Origin of the sequence: Mycolicibacterium canariasense (genome assembly GCF_002101555.1) — a bacterium.
GTDB lineage: Bacteria > Actinomycetota > Actinomycetes > Mycobacteriales > Mycobacteriaceae > Mycobacterium > Mycobacterium canariasense.
Window position 1 is genome coordinate 228,624 of the sequence record NZ_LQOL01000049.1, and the last position, 16,346, is coordinate 244,969.

The 16,346-nt window shown below is 66.8% G+C and carries 16 protein-coding genes; 10 read left to right on the plus strand and 6 right to left on the minus strand.

The genetic code is table 11. The annotated features are described in order from the left end of the window. The first annotated feature begins 5 nt into the window (after positions 1-5). Positions 6-1,241, plus strand: a complete 1,236-nt coding sequence (locus AWB94_RS13805; RefSeq protein WP_062655852.1) for a sulfotransferase family protein — start codon at positions 6-8, stop codon at positions 1,239-1,241. A 7-nt stretch (positions 1,242-1,248) separates the two neighbouring features. After that, on the plus strand, positions 1,249-2,412 hold the full coding sequence (locus AWB94_RS13810; protein WP_062656136.1) for a hypothetical protein: 1,164 nt from the start codon (positions 1,249-1,251) through the stop codon (positions 2,410-2,412). 7 nt (positions 2,413-2,419) lie between these two features. On the opposite strand, the gene AWB94_RS13815 is transcribed toward AWB94_RS13810, so the two are convergent. From AWB94_RS13815 to AWB94_RS13830, 4 genes are all read right to left on the minus strand, one after another. Then, complete coding sequence (locus AWB94_RS13815; RefSeq protein WP_062655853.1) at positions 2,420-3,262, minus strand: MlaE family ABC transporter permease; 843 nt, start codon at positions 3,260-3,262, stop codon at positions 2,420-2,422. A gap of 6 nt (positions 3,263-3,268) precedes the next feature. Then, a complete protein-coding gene (locus AWB94_RS13820; RefSeq protein WP_062655854.1) occupies positions 3,269-4,033 on the minus strand; it encodes an MlaE family ABC transporter permease in 765 nt (254 codons plus the stop codon). 274 nt (positions 4,034-4,307) lie between these two features. After that, positions 4,308-5,234 (minus strand): 3-oxoacyl-ACP reductase, encoded by a 927-nt coding sequence (locus AWB94_RS13825; protein ID WP_062655855.1) that lies wholly within the window; start codon positions 5,232-5,234, stop codon positions 4,308-4,310. Between the two features lie 13 nt (positions 5,235-5,247). Beyond that, positions 5,248-5,439: a ferredoxin gene (locus tag AWB94_RS13830; RefSeq protein ID WP_062655856.1), complete on the minus strand. Its 192-nt coding sequence runs from the start codon at positions 5,437-5,439 to the stop codon at positions 5,248-5,250. Between the two features lie 198 nt (positions 5,440-5,637). On the opposite strand from AWB94_RS13830, the gene AWB94_RS13835 reads away from it, so the two are divergent. The 7 genes from AWB94_RS13835 to AWB94_RS13860 all read left to right on the plus strand — a co-directional run bounded on the left by AWB94_RS13835 (position 5,638) and on the right by AWB94_RS13860 (position 12,696). Further along, positions 5,638-6,819, plus strand: a complete 1,182-nt coding sequence (locus tag AWB94_RS13835) for an acyl-CoA dehydrogenase family protein (protein ID WP_062655857.1) — start codon at positions 5,638-5,640, stop codon at positions 6,817-6,819. Between the two features lie 13 nt (positions 6,820-6,832). Then, positions 6,833-7,939: an acyl-CoA dehydrogenase family protein gene (locus tag AWB94_RS13840; protein ID WP_062655858.1), complete on the plus strand. Its 1,107-nt coding sequence runs from the start codon at positions 6,833-6,835 to the stop codon at positions 7,937-7,939. Next, positions 7,940-9,448, plus strand: coding sequence for a long-chain-fatty-acid--CoA ligase FadD17 (fadD17, locus tag AWB94_RS13845; protein ID WP_062655859.1), 1,509 nt, complete (start codon positions 7,940-7,942; stop codon positions 9,446-9,448). A gap of 26 nt (positions 9,449-9,474) precedes the next feature. After that, on the plus strand, positions 9,475-9,642 hold the full coding sequence (locus AWB94_RS34165; RefSeq protein ID WP_234811733.1) for a hypothetical protein: 168 nt from the start codon (positions 9,475-9,477) through the stop codon (positions 9,640-9,642). A 115-nt stretch (positions 9,643-9,757) separates the two neighbouring features. Then, complete coding sequence (lpqN, locus tag AWB94_RS13850) at positions 9,758-10,477, plus strand: envelope biogenesis lipoprotein LpqN (protein ID WP_062655860.1); 720 nt, start codon at positions 9,758-9,760, stop codon at positions 10,475-10,477. 159 nt (positions 10,478-10,636) lie between these two features. Then, positions 10,637-12,190 carry a succinic semialdehyde dehydrogenase gene (locus AWB94_RS13855; protein WP_062655861.1) on the plus strand — a complete coding sequence of 518 codons (1,554 nt, stop codon included), beginning with the start codon at positions 10,637-10,639 and terminating at the stop codon, positions 12,188-12,190. Then, entirely contained in the window at positions 12,187-12,696 is a 510-nt protein-coding gene (locus tag AWB94_RS13860) for a DinB family protein (RefSeq protein WP_062655862.1), read from the plus strand. Before AWB94_RS13855 ends, AWB94_RS13860 begins: the two co-directional genes overlap by 4 nt. A gap of 3 nt (positions 12,697-12,699) precedes the next feature. Here the strand turns inward: AWB94_RS13860 and AWB94_RS13865 are convergent, their stop codons facing one another. Both AWB94_RS13865 and AWB94_RS13870 read right to left on the minus strand, forming a co-directional pair. Then, complete coding sequence (locus AWB94_RS13865) at positions 12,700-13,821, minus strand: NAD(P)H-dependent flavin oxidoreductase (RefSeq protein ID WP_062655863.1); 1,122 nt, start codon at positions 13,819-13,821, stop codon at positions 12,700-12,702. Then, the gene (locus AWB94_RS13870; RefSeq protein WP_062655864.1) at positions 13,818-15,476 is read right to left on the minus strand and encodes a medium/long-chain-fatty-acid--CoA/3-oxocholest-4-en-26-oate--CoA ligase; all 1,659 of its coding nucleotides are present in this window, start codon (positions 15,474-15,476) and stop codon (positions 13,818-13,820) included. The genes AWB94_RS13865 and AWB94_RS13870 overlap by 4 nt, the downstream gene beginning before the upstream one ends. Positions 15,477-15,545: 69 nt before the next feature. On the opposite strand from AWB94_RS13870, the gene AWB94_RS13875 reads away from it, so the two are divergent. Beyond that, positions 15,546-16,346 (plus strand): crotonase/enoyl-CoA hydratase family protein, encoded by an 801-nt coding sequence (locus AWB94_RS13875; protein ID WP_062655865.1) that lies wholly within the window; start codon positions 15,546-15,548, stop codon positions 16,344-16,346.

Genomic DNA, 16,346 nt, shown 5'->3' on the forward strand with positions numbered 1-16,346 from the left:
TCGACATGGCGGCCCGCTGGCCGGTCCGGGCAATCAACAGTCTCGGCGTACCGCTCACCGCGTTGGGGGCGGTGCCGAGCCTGGACGCCGGGTGGCTGCGCGAGTCCGCGAGCCGGGTGACGGGCATCGACTGGGTCGAGGATGCCTACCTCGACGAAGCGCTCGATGTGCTCACCGCGTCATTGCGAGCCGAAGCCGACCTGAGCTTCATGGGCCGCAAGATGGTCCAGGTGAGGCTCAGGCGGATGCTCGCCACCCGGCTGCGGTTGGGCAGGCTCCTGCAAAGCCATCCCGAGATCGCGGCCCGACCGGTACCACCCCCGGTCGTCATCGTCGGGCTACAGCGCACCGGGACGACGTTGCTGCACCGGCTGTTGGCCGCCGATCCCGCGGCGGGCTCCATGCGCTCGTGGGAGGGCGCCCACCCCCTCCCCGACCCGAACCAGGTTCCAGGACGTCCGGATGCCCGAGTCGCATTGGCCGCCAAGGAAGAACGGGTACTGCGCTATCTGCAACCGCAGTTCTTCGCGATTCACGCGGCGGAGGCGGCGGCGCCGGAAGAAGATGTACTACTGCTCGATTACTCATTACACAGCCAGATGGCCGAGGTCATGTTCCACGTCCCGACGTACGGGCGGTGGCTGACCGGTGAGGACATGACCGCTGCATACGCATTGCACCGGTTGCTGCTGCAGGTCCTGGATTGGCAGAAACCGCGCGGACGCTGGGTGCTGAAATCACCTGCGCATCTGGAGCACCTCGACGTCCTGCTGCGCACCTTCCCCTGCGCCGTGGTGGTGTGGGCGCACCGAGACCCGGCCCAGACCACGGCCTCCTCATCGAGCATGCTGGCCCATTACCAAGCGCTGTTCAGCGCACGGGTGGACCATCAGCGGCTGGCCCGGTATTGGCTCGCGAAGAATGCCGCGATGATCGAGCGCGCCATGACAGTCCGCCGTACTGCCACCGCCACCTTCGTCGACGTGTACTACCGGGACCTGCTCGCGGACCCGATAGGCGTCGTCGAGGCGATCTACCGAGCGGAGGGGCGAGCGGTGACACCGGCTGCCCGCCAGGCGATGGCCGCCGCGCTCGACGAGCAACCCCAGAATCGGCACGGCACCCACGAATACAGCCTCGAGCAGTTCGGGCTCAGCGTGGCGCAGGTCGACGACGCCTATCACCGTTATGCCGCTCATTTCGCGGTGGGTCACGAACCCGGAGGTGTCCGTGCCACATGACGACCCGTTGACCCGACCGTTCGCAGACGCCATCGCAGAGGCGGAGCGACTCGTTCGGTCCGCGCCCCATATCGAATCGGAATCCGATGTGCTGGAGGGGCTTCAGTATCTCGCCGGTGGGATCGCCGCATCGTTGCACCTGGTGTTCAACTTCAGTGAGGAGCATCCGATGCTGCTCAGCGGCACCGGGCCATTCACCAAGATGGGGCTCGACAATCCCGATTTCCTGTATTTCGCGACGCAGCTCGACGGTCGTCACAGCTACGTGCTCAGCGGGACCCGGGGCAGCACCGTCGATCTGAACTTCCAGTTGTTGGATGGTTCCTACAGTGACAGTTCGGTGCCGGGGAACCTGAACGCCTTCGACGACCGCAGCCTGCAAATCACCGACGACGGCAGCTTCCGGATGAGCATCGGCGCCGAACCGGTGGACGGCTGTTCCGGTCATCTGGCGATGCGTCCGGGACCGGCCCAGCTCATCGTGCGCGAGGCTTACAACGATTGGGCCGAGCGTCGCGGGACCGTCGCCGTCGGCCGCGCCGACTCCGTCGGTGCCGCGGCACCCGCGTTCACCGAGGACTTCATCGCGGGGCGGTACACCGCCGCCGGAATGCATCTGATCAATCGGATCAAGACCTGGCTGCAATTTCCGCAGTGGTTCTACCTCAACAACCCGCCGAACGTGTTCGAACCACCCCGGGTCACACCGGGCGGCCTCACGACACAGTTCTCCTCGGTGGGGTTTTTCGAGCTTGAGCCGCACCAGGCGCTCGTCGTGACGGTGCCCCGGTCGAATGCGCCCTACCAAGGTTTTCAGCTGGGCAGCACGTGGTACGTGTCGCTGGACTACATCAACCATCAGACATCGCTGAACGCGCATCAGTCGCACGTCGACCCCGACGGCAACATCCGGCTGGTCATCAGCGAGCAGAACCCCGGCGTGGCGAACTGGATCGAGACCGTCGGGCATCGCCGTGGCTTCATGAAGTTCCGGTGGCAACGCTGCGACCGCGAGATCGGTCCCGCCGACGGTCCGCGTGCGGAGGTGGTCGACGTCGGTTCGCTGCCGACCTCGCTGCCGTTCTACGCGGACAGCACCGTCACGGCGGCGCAGTGGAAGGCGCGCATCGCGGCCCGGCAATGGGCGGTGGCCACCCGGATGCTCGGCTGATTCGGCCCTACCCGGAGAGGTTGAAGTTGCCGGACGCGCCGTACACGGCGAGCGAGATGAACAGGGTGATGGTCACGACGACGATCAGCGAGGTGCGCACGGCCTGGCCGACGGCGATACCCACCCCGACCGGCCCGCCGGAGGCGTTGTATCCGTAATACGTGTGCACCAGCATCACCGCGATCGACATGACGATCGCCTGCAGGAACGACCACAGCAGGTCGGTGGGTATCAAGAAGGTGTTGAAGTAGTGGTCGTACAGACCGGCCGACTGCCCGTTGATGAACACGGTGGTGAACCGGGCCGCGAAGAACGCGGCCAGCACCGACAGCGAGTACAGCGGGACGATCGCGATCAATCCGGCGATCAGCCGGGTGGACACCAGATACGACACGGCGTGCACCGCCATCGCTTCGACCGCGTCGATCTCCTCGGCGACCCGCATCGCACCCAGCTGCGCGGTGGTGCCTGCACCGATGGTGGCGGCCAGGGCGATACCGGCGATGACCGGTGCCACGATGCGTACGTTGAGAAACGCCGACAGGAAGCCGGTGAGCGCCTCGATACCGATGTTGCCCAGCGATGAATACCCCTGCACGGCGATGACGCCACCGGAGGCCAGGGTGAGGAAGGCCGCGACCCCGACGGTGCCGCCGATCATCACCAAAGCGCCGGCACCCATCGTCATCTCGGCGACCAGCCGGATGGTCTCCTTGCGGTAGCGGGTGACGGCGTTGGGGATGTAGCGCATCGTCTCGCCGTAGAACAGCGCCTGTTCACCGACGCTGTCCACGGCTCGCGGTACGCCGCGGAAGAAGCGGCGCACACGAAGCGTCACGTCATAGCTCATGGCGGCCTACCGCTCCAGCACTCGGACGCCCACGGCGGTCAGGATGACGTTGATGACGAACAGACAGATGAAGGCGTACACCACGGTCTCGTTGACCGCGATGCCCACACCCTTGGGGCCGCCCTGCACCGTCAGGCCGCGATAGCAGCCGACCAGACCGGCCATCAAACCGAACAGCACCGCCTTGAACATGGCCAGCACCAATTCGCCCAGTCCGGTCAGGATGGTCAGCCCGTTGATGAACGCACCCGGATTCACGCCCTGCAGGAACACCGAGAACACGTAGCCGCCCGCCAGGCCGATCGCACAGACCAGGCCGTTGAGCAGCAGCGCCACGAACGTCGACGCCAGCACGCGAGGAACCACCAGCCGCTGGATCGGGTCGATGCCCAGCACCCGCATCGCGTCGATCTCTTCGCGGATGGTTCGAGCACCCAGGTCCGCGCAGATGGCGGTGGCCCCGGCGCCGGCCACGACGAGCACCGTCACCACCGGGCCGAGCTGGGTGATGGTGCCGAAGGCGGTTCCCGCCCCGGACAGATCGGCCGCGCCGATCTCACGCAGCAGGATGTTGAGGGTGAAGGCGACCAGCACGGTGAACGGGATGGACACCAGCAGCGTCGGGACCAGCGACACCCGGGCGATCATCCAGGTCTGGTCGAGGAACTCCCGGAACTGGAAGGGCCGCTGCCACATCTTGACGAAGGTGTCGATGGTCATCTCGAAGAACCCACCCACGGCTCGCGCCGGAGCCGCAAGCTGTTCGATCAACCTCGGCTCCGTTCTCGGTTGAGGGATGAGCACGCCGCGTTGGCGAAGAGCCCGAATATAGCGGGTATCCGTTCGCTCCGGCGGCCTTTCCACCCCTGGTCTGCGCGCTGCCCTTAGTGAGCGGGCTCATAGTAACTAGAACACGTTCACAGTGTCAAAGAACGGCAATCTTCACCAAAACATCTTATTTTTGCTGGTCAGGACGTGTGTGACCGGCATCATTCTAGAACGTGTTCTAGTGGCTGCCGACGGCGCGGATACGCTGCTTTCGAATTCAAGAACCCATTAGCGCAGTAGCCGAGAATCCTATTTCCGGATCGCGCTCAGCAAAGAAACCTCCGAGTGCCGAGCTCAGCTCGGCCGGGTCCCAGGCGTCACCAGTGGCCTGGAATCGCTGAGCGACCGTGGGTGCGGCAACCAGGGTGACCGTCGGGCCGTAGACGATGAACAGCTGTCCGTTGACGGCATCGGCCGCCGGCGAGGAGAGGTAGGTCACCAAGGTCACCACGTGCTCGGGCGACAGCGCGTCGACCTGACCGTCGGCCAGCTCCGGCGCGTCGCCGAACACGTCGGCGGTCATGGCGGTACGGGCCCGCGGCGCGATGGCATTGGCCCGCACCCCGTACCGGCTCAGCCCCCGGGCGGCGGTCAGCGTCAATGCCGTGATCCCGGCCTTGGCCGCACCGTAGTTGGCCTGCCCCACCGGTCCGGCCAGCCCGGCCTCCGACGACGTGTTGACGATGCGCCCGTACACCTGGCCGTCGGCGGACTCCTTGGCCTTGGCCCGCCAATACGCCGCGGCGTTCCGCGTCAGCAGGAAGTGCCCGCGCAGGTGCACCGCGATCACCGCGTCCCAGTCCTCATCGGACATGTTGAACAGCATCTTGTCCCGGGTGATGCCGGCATTGTTGACGACGATGCCCAAGCCGCCGAGGCCATCGGCGGTGGACACCAACTCGTCGGCGGTGCTGCGCGCGCTGATGTCACCGGCGACGGCCACGCCCTTGGACCCGGCCGCGGCGATCTCGTCGAGCACGTCGGAGTTGTCCAGCGCGGCGGCCATGTCGTTGACCACCACGGTGGCGCCGGCGCGGGCCAGCCCGATCGCCTCGGCCCGGCCCAGCCCGGCCGCCGCGCCGGTCACCACGGCGACCTTGCCGGAGAGGTCGAGCGCGGCGGAACTCTCAGCTGATGAACTCAATTTATGAATACCTCTAGTCTTTTCGGATCAGGGCTGCGCGCGGGCATTCGGCGATGGACTGCTCGGCCAGGTCCTCCTGGTCTGCCGGTACCGGGTCCGCCGTGACCACGGCATAGTCGTCGTCATCCAGATCGAACAGGTCGGGGGCAATACCCACGCATACCGCGTTGCCTTCGCAACGATCGCGGTCGACTTCCACACGCATGACAACCTCCTCGTGCCTTCATGCACTCCATGTCCAAGGCCCGTGCGGTCCTGCCGCCGTGCCGGCTAACCATACCGCCCTGGACCCCAAGACTAGAACGTGTTACAACCGGTTGGGAAAAGGTGCCCGTGAGCACCTCCAATTCCACCATGCATTTCCCGAGGCATCCCCGCCCAGCCCGACAGTGAGGACATCGACATGCGGATCGGTTACACCGCCGAGCAGGAGGAGTTGCGCCGTGAACTGCGGGCGTACTTCACCAAACTGATGACACCCGAGCGGGCCGAGGCGCTGGCCGCCAGCGACGGCGAGATGGGGCGCGGCAACGTCTATCGCGAGACCGTCGCGCAGATGGGCAAGGACGGTTGGCTCACGCTGAACTGGCCCACCGAATACGGCGGCCAGGCCCGCACACCGATGGAGAGCCTGATCTTCAACGACGAGGCCGCGATCGCCAACGTGCCGGTGCCGTTCCTGACCATCAACAGCGTGGCGCCGACGATCATGCACTTCGGCACCGAGGAACAGAAGAAGTTCTTCCTGCCCAAGATCGCCGCCGGTGAACTGCATTTCTCCATCGGCTACTCCGAGCCGGGCGCCGGCACCGACCTGGCGTCGCTGCGCACCACCGCGGTGCGCGACGGTGACGAGTACGTGATCAACGGCCAGAAGATGTGGACCAGCCTGATCGCGTATGCCGACTACGTGTGGCTGGCGGTGCGCACCAACCCGGAGGCCAAGAAGCACCGCGGGATCTCGATGCTGATCGTGCCGACGTCCGCCGAGGGCTTCTCCTGGACACCCGTGCACACCATGTCCGGCGTGGACACCAGCGCCACCTATTACCAGGATGTGCGCGTTCCCGTCAGCAGCCTGGTCGGCGAGGAGAACGCCGGCTGGAAGCTGGTCACCAACCAGCTCAACCACGAGCGCGTCGCCCTGGTGTCCGCCCAGCCGATCTTCGTGGCGCTCAACGGGGTTCGTGAGTGGGCGCAGAACACCAAGGATGTGCACGGCAAGCGGCTGATCGACTCGGAATGGGTGCAGCTGAACCTGGCCCGCGTGCACGCCAAGGCCGAGGTGCTCAAGCTGATCAACTGGGAGCTCGCGTCGGCTGAGGACGTCGCGCCCTCCCCCGCCGATGCATCCGCGGCCAAGGTGTACGGCACCGAACTGGCCACCGAGGCTTACCGGCTGCTCATGGAGGTGCTCGGCACCTCGGCGACGCTGCGCACCGGATCGCCCGGCGCACTGCTGCGCGGCCGCGTGGAGCGGATGCACCGCTCCTGCCTCATCCTGACCTTCGGCGGTGGCACCAACGAGATCCAGCGCGACATCATCGGCATGGTCGCGCTCGGCCTGCCCCGAGTGAACCGTTAAGAGGAGACTTCACATGGACTTCACCCCTACTGAGGCCTCGACCGATCTGGGCGGCCTGGTCCGCACCATCACCGAGTCGGTGTGCACCCCCGAGCACCAGCGCGCCCTCGACGGGCTCGAGCAACGCTTCGACCGCGAGCTGTGGGGCAAACTGATCGACGCCGACGTACTTTCCACCGCCGCACCGGAATCCGTCGGCGGTGGCGGATTCGGCGTGCTCGAGCAGACCGCCGTGCTGACCGCACTGGGGCGCCAGCTGGCCGCGGTGCCCTATCTGGAATCCGCCGTGCTGGCCGCCGGCGCGCTGGCCAGGTTCGGCTCCGCAGCCCTGCAACAAGATTGGGCCGCACCCGCGGTCAACGGCGCCAAGATCGTCACGGTGGCCCTCGACGGTGAGATGGGTGAGGGGCCGGTTCAGGCCGCCACCGAAAGTACTGCCGGACCCGGTTTCCGGTTGACCGGGACACGTACCCAGGTGCCCTACGGCCCGGTGGCCGACGCGTTCCTGGTCCCCGCCGAAACGGCCTCCGGCACACAGGTGTTCCTCATCGCCGCGGACGACCCCGGCGTCACGGTCAGCACCCTGGACACCACCGGCCACGGCAGCGTCGGACATCTGGAATTCGGCGGCACCACCGTCGACGCCGCCCGGATCGTCGGCGGGCACGAGGTACTCGACTGGCTGACGGTGCACAGCGCCTTGGGTCGCAGCGCCTTCCAGCTCGGCGTGCTGGAGCGGGCGCTGGAGCTGACCGCCCTCTACGCGCGTGAGCGCGAACAATTCGACCGGCCCATCGGCAGCTTCCAGGCGGTGTCGGCACGATTGGCCGACGGCTACATCGACGTCAAGGCGTTGCGCTCGACCCTCACCCAGGCCGCCTGGCGCCTTTCCGAGGATCTCCCCGCGGATATCGACGTGGCCAGCGCCGCATTCTGGGCGGCCGACGCCGGCCACCGCGTCGCGCACACCACGGTGCACGTGCACGGCGGTGTCGGCATCGACATGGATCACCCGATCCACCGCTACTTCCTGGCCGCCAAGCAAACCGAGTTCACCCTCGGCGGGGCCACCGGGCAGCTGCTGCGGATCGGGCGCGAGCTGTCCGGCACGCCGGTATAGATGGCCGACACCGTTGGCGCCCTACTGGCGCCATTGGTCGGCGTCACCGACCGCGGCGTGCACTACGGCGACGAGTTCACCAGCTGGCAGGACCACATCGCGGCGGCGGCGACGTTGGCGTCCGCCCTGCGGGCCCGGCTCGACCCGGACCGCCCCCCGCATATCGGTGTGCTGCTGGGCAATACGCCGTTCTTCTCCACCGTGCTGGTCGCCGCGGGGATGTCGGGCCTGGTGCCGGTGGGCCTGAACCCGACCCGCCGCGGCGCGGCGCTGGCCCGCGATGTCGAACGCGCGGACTGTCAGGTCGTGCTCACCGACGCCGGCGCGGAACTGCCGGACGGTGTGGACCATATCGACATCGAATCCCCGCAATGGGCGGCCGAACTGGCCGGCCACGCCGGCGCCGCGGTGACCTTCGCCGAGTGCTCCCCCGACGACCTGTTCATGCTGATCTTCACCTCCGGCACCAGCGGCGAGCCCAAGGCCGTCCGCGTCACGCACGACAAGGTGGCCTTCCCCGGCCGGATGCTGGCCGAACGGTTCGGCCTCGGCCCGGCCGATACCTGCTACCTGGCCATGCCGCTGTTCCACTCCAACGCGATCATGGCGGGCTGGGCCGTCGCCGTGGCCGCGGGCGCCTCGATCGCGTTGCGGCGCAAATTCTCGGCCTCGCAGTTCATCCCGGATGTGCGCCGCTACGGCGCCACCTACGCGAACTACGTGGGCAAACCGCTGTCCTACATCCTGGCCACCGCGGCGCAACCCGACGACGCGGACAACCCGCTGAAGTACCTCTACGGCAACGAGGGCGCACCGCGGGACCTGATCCGCTTCGCCGACCGGTTCGGTGTGCGGGTGATCGACGGATTCGGTTCCACCGAAGGCGGTGTGGCGATCGCACGCACCCCGGACACCCCGGACGGATCGCTGGGCCCGCTGACCGACGAGGTGGCCATCGTGGACGTGGAGACCGGGCGACCGTGCCCGCCCGGCGTGGTGGGCGAGATCGTCAACCCGACCGGACCCGGATGGTTCCGCGGCTACTACAACGCTCCCGAGGCCGAGGCCGAACGCATGGCGGGCGGGGTGTACCACACCGGTGACCTCGCCTACCGGGACGAGGCGGGTTTCGTCTATTTCGCCGGGCGTCTTGGTGATTGGATGCGCGTCGACGGCGAGAACCTCGGCACCGCGCCGATCGAGCGGATCTTGCTGCGGCATCCCGAGATCGCCGAGGCGGCGGTCTACCCCATCCCCGACCCGGTGGTGGGCGACCGGGTGATGGCGGCCGTGGTGCCCGCACCCGGCGCGACGTTCGACACCACCGCGTTCGTCACGTTCCTCGCTGCACAGTCCGATCTCGGCCCCAAACAGTGGCCGTCGTTCGTCCGGGTCAGCACCGCGCTGCCCCGCACGGAAACGTTCAAGGTGCTCAAGCGTGCGCTGTCGGCCGAGGCGACCGACTGCGCTGATCCCGTGCACGCCATCGAACGGCCGACCGTGCCCTGACGGGGCGCGACGGCGATGTCGATGAAATGGCACACGCGGCGATATTCTCGGCATCGAATTCATCCGGTTATCTGACGGCACAGACCATTTATGTCGACCGCGGAAAGCTCACCGGAACCGCGCTGATCAGGGCCAATCATCGTATGGGATCGTGCCCGCTTGGGCCATGTTTTCGCGCCGGCGAATTCGAGTAGTTCTACTCAGCACGGTGAACGCGTGACTGGGCTACGCTTCCGATCGGAAATGCACGACGGTGACCTTTGCCGTAATTGCATTGGAAAGAACTTTGACCTTCAAGGAGCTCATGTCATGAGAGCATCTGCGCTCACCGGCCTGGCGGCAGCGGCCACCGCCCTCGCCGTCGTCCTGTCGGGTTGCGGTTCGGATACCAAGACCGCGACCAGCAGCAGTGAGACGACCACCGCGTCGTCCTCGGAGAAGACCACCACCAGCAAGTCGGCCACCAGTAAACCCAAGGTGGCCCCGCGCGACGAGGACGCGACCGGCCCGCACGAGACCATCGCGAGCTACATCAAGGAGAACGACATCCAGGAGACGCAGGTCAGGCGCGGCGATCCGGGATCGCCGACCATCGACCTGCCGGTGCCGGAAGGCTGGGACACCGCCGGGGCCGACACCCCGGACTGGGCCTACGGCGCCATCGTCTACACCGGTCCGGAAGCCGCCGAGTACACCCCGAGCGTCGTCGCGATCGTGTCGAAACTGACGGGCAATGTCGACCCGCAGAAGATCCTCGACCTGGCGCCGGGTGAGCTGCAGAACCTGTCCGGTTACGAACCGCTGAACGAGGGTGCCACGAGCACGCTGGGCGAGTACCCGGCCTTCCAGCTCGGCGGCACCTGGGTCCAAGACGGCCAGCGGAAGATCGTGGCGCAGAAGACCGTGGTGATCCCCGGCAGCGACGGGCTGTATGTGTTGCAGCTCAACGCCGACGGCCTCGAGGATCAGATGGACATCGTGGCCTCCGCAACCGACGCCATCGACTCCGGAACCACCATCACCCCCTGACCCGACGGTGACGATGCCTCCATGGCTGTGCCCGTGGGGGCATCGTCGTCTCGTCGGGATCCGTCGTGCACGAATCCGGCAAGCACTCTTTGCGTGACCGCCGGTACCGAGTAGGTTGGCCTTAACCGCTAGTTACTCATCAGTAAGGGAGGGTCGGCCATGCCCGCTCCATCAGCCGCCGACTTCGCACGACTGCGCCAGCTGGTCGCCATCGCCGACATCGATGCGCGCCCGTCCAAGCCGATCGAGGAGGTGTTCACCGGACGCGAGCTGACCACCATCCCGGTCGGCACCGCCGACGACGTGACCGCAGCGTTCGCCAAAGCCCGTGCCGCACAGCAGAAGTGGGCCACGCAGCCGGTCGCCGAGCGGTCCGCGATCATCGAGCGGTTCCGCGATCTGGTGATCGCCAACCGCGACTTCCTGATGGACGTCGCACAGGCCGAGACCGGCAAGGCCCGCTCGGCCGCGCAGGAAGAAATCGTCGACGTGATCCTGAACGCGCGCTACTACGCGCGCGAGGCGGTCAAACTGCTGGGCACCAAGCGGGTGCAGGGCCTGCTGCCGGGGATCGTCAAGACGGTGGTCAACCACCATCCCAAGGGCGTGATCGGGGTGATCTCGCCGTGGAACTACCCGATGGCGCTGTCCATCTCGGATTCCATCCCCGCCCTGCTGGCCGGCAACGCCGTCGTCGTGAAACCGGACAGCCAGACCCCGTACTGCACGCTGGCCAACGCCGAGTTGCTCTACCAGGCGGGTCTGCCGCGTGATCTGTTCGCGGTGGTGCCGGGCCCCGGCTCGGTGGTCGGCACCGCGATCGTGCAGAGTTGTGACTACCTGATGTTCACCGGGTCCACCGCCACCGGCCGGAACCTGGCCGAGCAATGCGGCCGCCGGCTGATCGGTTTTTCCGCCGAACTGGGTGGCAAGAATCCGATGATCGTCACCAAGGGCGCCAACTTGGACGTGGCAGCCAAGGCCGCCACCCGGGCCTGCTTCTCCAACGCCGGGCAGTTGTGCATCTCCATCGAGCGGATCTACGTCGAGCGGGCGGTCGCCGACGAGTTCGCCGCCAAATTCGCCAAGCAGGTCAAGGCGATGAGGCTGGCCGGGACCTACGACTTCAACGCCGATATGGGTAGCCTGATCTCCGAGGACCAGATCAAGGCGGTGTCCGGGCATGTCGACGACGCAAAGGCCAAGGGGGCCAAGGTGATCGCCGGCGGCAACGCCCGCCCCGATATCGGCCCGCTGTTCTACGAGCCCACGGTGCTCACCGACGTCACCGACGAGATGGAATGCGGCCGCAACGAGACGTTCGGTCCGCTGGTGTCGATCTACCCCGTCGATTCGGTCGACGAGGCGATCACCAAGGCCAACGACACCGAATACGGTCTCAACGCCAGCGTGTGGGCCGGCACCAAAGCCGAGGGCGAGGCGATCGCGGCCCGGCTACAGGCCGGCACGGTCAACGTCGACGAGGGGTACGCGCTGGCGTTCGGCAGCACGGCCGCGCCGATGGGCGGCATGAAGGCCTCCGGTGTCGGACGCCGCCACGGCGCCGACGGGATCCTCAAGTACACGGAATCCCAGACGGTGTCCACCGCGCGAGTGCTCAATCTCGATCCGCCGCTGGGCATTCCGTCGGCCTGGTGGCAGAAGGCGCTGACCCCGATGATCCAAGCGGTGCAGAAGCTCCCCGGCCGGTGAGCGATACCGAACGGACCAGACCCCCGCTGGACGCGGACGAACGTACCAACCTCGAGGGGTGGCTCGACTTCTATCGCGGCACCCTGGCCGAAAAATGCTCCGGCCTGACCGACGACCAGTTGCGCACCGCCAGTGCCGAACCGTCGACACTGACGTTGATGGGGTTGATGCAGCACGCGGCCGAGGTCGAGCGCAACTGGTTCCGTCGGGTGCTATTGGGCGAGGATGTTCCACCGATCTACGGCGAACGCTCCCCCGACGGGCATTCCGGTGGCTTCGACGTCACTCCCGACACCTCGTTCGCGACGGTGTACCGGACCTGGCAGGACGAGATCGCCACGGCCAAGGCCAACTGCGCCGACCGGGCACTCGACGACACCAGCCCCTTCATGGGCGCTGCGGTGACGCTGCGCTGGATCTACACCCACATGATTGCCGAGTACGCCCGCCATTGCGGTCATGCCGATCTGATCAGGGAACGCATCGACGGGGCCAGGGGCATCTGAGCGCTAGCCGCCGGCGATGCCGTCCAGCCGCTTGGTGGCCTGCTCGAACCCGGCCACCAACTCGGCGATGATGTCGGCGACGGGACGGATCTCGTTCATCCGGCCCACGATCTGACCGACCGGCATGGACACCGTGTCGGGATTGTCCGACTCGTTCATCCGCTGGTGCGCCTCGCTGACGAGGATGTTCTGCAGCGGCATGGGCAGCGGTTCCGGCGCGTCCGGGGCGTCCCAGGCCTCGGTCCACTTGGTCTTGAGCAGCCGGGCCGGCTTGCCGGTGTAGATCTTGCGGCGCACCGTGTCCGCGGTGGTGGCGCGCAGCAGCGCCTCCTGGATGGTCGACGTGCCGCCGGGCTCCCGGTGGCCGAGGTCGTACTCGGCGGAGGTGAGGAAGGCCGAGCCCATCCACACGCCGGAGGCGCCCAGCGCCAGCGCGGCGGCCACCTGCCTGCCGGTGCCGATGCCGCCGGCCGCCAGCACCGGCGCCTTGCCGTCCAGCGCATCGACGATCTCCGGCCACAGGACGACCGATCCGATCTCGCCGGTGTGTCCGCCCGCCTCGTGCCCCTGCGCGACGACGATGTCCACGCCGTTCTCCACGTGGCGCAGCGCGTGTTTGGCGCTACCGGCCAGCGCCGCCACCGGGACACCGGCGGCGTGCGCCTGCTCGATGACATCCACCGGCGGGGAACCCAACGCGTTGGCGATCAGCTTGATCGGGTGCTTGAGCGCCACGTCGACGTGACTGCGCGCCACCGAGTGCAGCCAGCCCAGCACGCCCTCGTTGCGCTCCTCGTCCTCGGGAAGCGGCGGAACACCCAGATCGGCAAGGGTTTTGGCGACGAAGTCGCGGTGACTCTGCGGGATCAGCTTGTTGATGTCGACGGCAGTGCCCTCGGTGGGGATCTTCGCCGGCATCACCACGTCCACCCCGTACGGCTTACCGTCGGTGTTGGCGTCCATCCACTGCAGGACTTCTTCCAGGTCGTCGGCGTCGTTGAACCGCACGCAGCCCAGCACGCCGAGACCGCCGGCCTTGCTGACCGCGGCTGCCACCTTCTCCGACGGGGTGAAGACGAAGATCGGGTATTCGATCCCGAACTTGTCGCAGAGTTCGGTTCTCATTTCGCTCCTACGTGTTTGGCGTGCACCTCGTCGGCCGGGCGCTCTTCGGTGACGTCCTTGGCCCAGCGGTAGTCGGGCTTACCTGCCGGCGACCGCTTCACCTCATCGACCAGCCAAAGGCTGCGCGGCACTTTGTATCCCGCGATCTCGGTGCGTACGAACGCGTCGAGGTCGGCCAGCGTCGGCCGGGTGCCCTCGCGGGGCTGCACCACGGCGGCCACATGATTGCCGAAGCGCTCGTCGGGCACGCCCACCACCAGCGCGTCGAATACGTCGGGGTGGCCCTTGAGCGCGGCCTCCACCTCTTCGGGGTAGATCTTCTCGCCGCCGCTGTTGATCGACACCGAGCCGCGTCCCAGCATGGTCACACTGCCGTCGGCCTCGACGGTGGCGTAGTCGCCGGGAATCGCGTAGCGGACACCGTTGATGGTCCGGAACGTCTCGGCGGTCTTCTTCTCGTCCTTGAAGTAGCCCACCGGGATGTGGCCGCGCTTGGCGATGATGCCGCGCACGCCCGACCCGGGCACCACCTCGTTGCCGTCCTCGTCGAGCACCACCGTGTTCTTGTCGATGGTCACCCGTGGGCCGCCGGTGTGGGACTGACCCTTGGCCACCACGCTGGTGCCGCCGAAGCCGGTCTCCGAGGAGCCGATCGAGTCGGTGATGACCCGGTTGGGCAGCAGCTCGAGGAACTTCTCCTTGAGACTGGTGGAGAACAGGGCGGCGGTGCTGGCCAGCAGGAACAGGCTGGACAGATCGAACTGATTGCCGTTGTCCTGGTGCGCGAGAAGCGAATCCAGCAAGGGCCGGGCCATCGCGTCACCGGTGAAGAACAGCAGGTTGACCTTGTGGTCGTGGATGGCCTGCCATACCTCGTCGGCGTTGAACTCCGGAACCAACAGCACCGTGCCGCCGGAGAACAGCGCCATCCAGGTGGCCGACTGGGTGGCACCGTGGATCATCGGCGGGATCGGGTAGCGCACCATCGGCCCGTTGGCCGCGGCCTGGCGGGACAGGTCGTACTCGTCTTGGAGCGGTTCACCGGTGGCGAAGTCGGTGCCGCCCAGCAGCACCCGGTAGATGTCCTCGTGCCGCCACATCACACCCTTGGGGAAGCCGGTGGTGCCGCCGGTGTACAGCAGGTAGATGTCGTCCGCGCTGCGCGGCCCGAAGTCGCGCTCCGGGGAGTGCTCGGCGATGGCGGAGTAGAACTCGACGCCGCCGTATTTGAGGAAGTCGTCGGCCGGACCTTCTGTGCCATCCTCTACGACCAGCACGGTCTTGACGTTCGGCGTCTCGGGCAGCACGTTGGCCACCCGGTCGGCATAGCGGCGCTCGTGCACCAGTGCGACCATGTCCGAGTTGTCGAACAGGTACTTCAGTTCGCCCTCGACGTAGCGGAAGTTGACGTTGACCAGGATGGCGCCGGCCTTGACGATGCCGAGCATCGCGATGACGATCTCGATGCGATTGCGGCAGTACAGGCCGACCTTGTCGTCCTTCTGGATGCCTTGCGCCTGCAGGTAGTGAGCGAATCGGTTCGCCTTCTCCTCCAACTCGGCGTAGGTGAGTTTTTCGTCGCCACTGATGAGGGCGACACGGTCTGGCACAGCGTCGATGGCGTGCTCGGCGAGATCGGCGATATTCAGGGCCACGGAACCTAAACTAGAACGTGTTACATTTCGAGACAAGTCTGGGGCTACATTGCATGGAGGACGCGACAGGTGAGTGAGACCGAGAAAGGGCCCGACGCCCTCATTGAGCAGCGCGGACACACTCTGATCGTGACGCTCAACCGCCCGGAGGCGCGTAACGCCCTCTCCGGCGAGATGCTCTCGATCATGGCCGCGGCCTGGGACCGCGTCGACGACGATCCCGAGATCCGCACCTGCATCCTGACCGGCGCCGGCGGCTACTTCTGCGCCGGCATGGACCTCAAGGGTGCCACCAAGAAGCCGCCGGGCGACTCGTTCAAGGACGGCAGCTACGACCCGTCACGCATCGACGCGCTGCTCAAGGGCCGCCGGCTGACCAAACCGCTGATCGCCGCCGTCGAGGGCCCGGCGATCGCGGGCGGCACCGAGATCCTGCAGGGCACCGACATCCGGGTCGCCGGGGAGAGCGCCAAATTCGGCATCTCGGAGGCCAAGTGGAGCCTGTACCCGATGGGTGGCTCGGCGGTCCGCCTGGTGCGCCAGATCCCGTACACGATCGCCTGCGACATGCTGCTGACCGGTCGGCACATCACCGCGCAGCAGGCACTGGATTACGGATTGATCGGCTACGTCGTGCCCGACGGCACCGCGCTGGAGAAGGCGCTGGAGATCGCCGAGGTGATCAACAACAACGGCCCGTTGGCCGTGCAGGCGATCCTCAAGACCATCCGCGAGACCGAGGGCATGCACGAGCTGGACGCGTTCAAGCCCGATACCGCCAACGGCATCGCGGTGTTCCTGTCCGAGGACGCCAAGGAAGGCCCGCTGGCGTTCAAAGAGAAGCGGGCGCCGCAGTTCAAGATGAAGTAG

What these genes read in the sequence shown, in the direction of transcription:
- AWB94_RS13855 (WP_062655861.1), top strand. Translation starts at nt 10,637, where the DNA reads ATGCCCGCTCCATCAGCCGCCGACTTCGCACGACTGCGCCAGCTGGTC.
- AWB94_RS13840 (WP_062655858.1), top strand. Translation starts at nt 6,833, where the DNA reads ATGGACTTCACCCCTACTGAGGCCTCGACCGATCTGGGCGGCCTGGTC.
- AWB94_RS13830 (WP_062655856.1), bottom strand. Translation starts at nt 5,439, where the DNA reads ATGCGTGTGGAAGTCGACCGCGATCGTTGCGAAGGCAACGCGGTATGC.
- AWB94_RS13865 (WP_062655863.1), bottom strand. Translation starts at nt 13,821, where the DNA reads ATGAGAACCGAACTCTGCGACAAGTTCGGGATCGAATACCCGATCTTC.
- fadD17 (WP_062655859.1), top strand. Translation starts at nt 7,940, where the DNA reads ATGGCCGACACCGTTGGCGCCCTACTGGCGCCATTGGTCGGCGTCACC.
- AWB94_RS13815 (WP_062655853.1), bottom strand. Translation starts at nt 3,262, where the DNA reads ATGAGCTATGACGTGACGCTTCGTGTGCGCCGCTTCTTCCGCGGCGTA.
- AWB94_RS34165 (WP_234811733.1), top strand. Translation starts at nt 9,475, where the DNA reads ATGGCACACGCGGCGATATTCTCGGCATCGAATTCATCCGGTTATCTG.
- AWB94_RS13835 (WP_062655857.1), top strand. Translation starts at nt 5,638, where the DNA reads ATGCGGATCGGTTACACCGCCGAGCAGGAGGAGTTGCGCCGTGAACTG.
- lpqN (WP_062655860.1), top strand. Translation starts at nt 9,758, where the DNA reads ATGAGAGCATCTGCGCTCACCGGCCTGGCGGCAGCGGCCACCGCCCTC.
- AWB94_RS13805 (WP_062655852.1), top strand. Translation starts at nt 6, where the DNA reads ATGGCGGCCCGCTGGCCGGTCCGGGCAATCAACAGTCTCGGCGTACCG.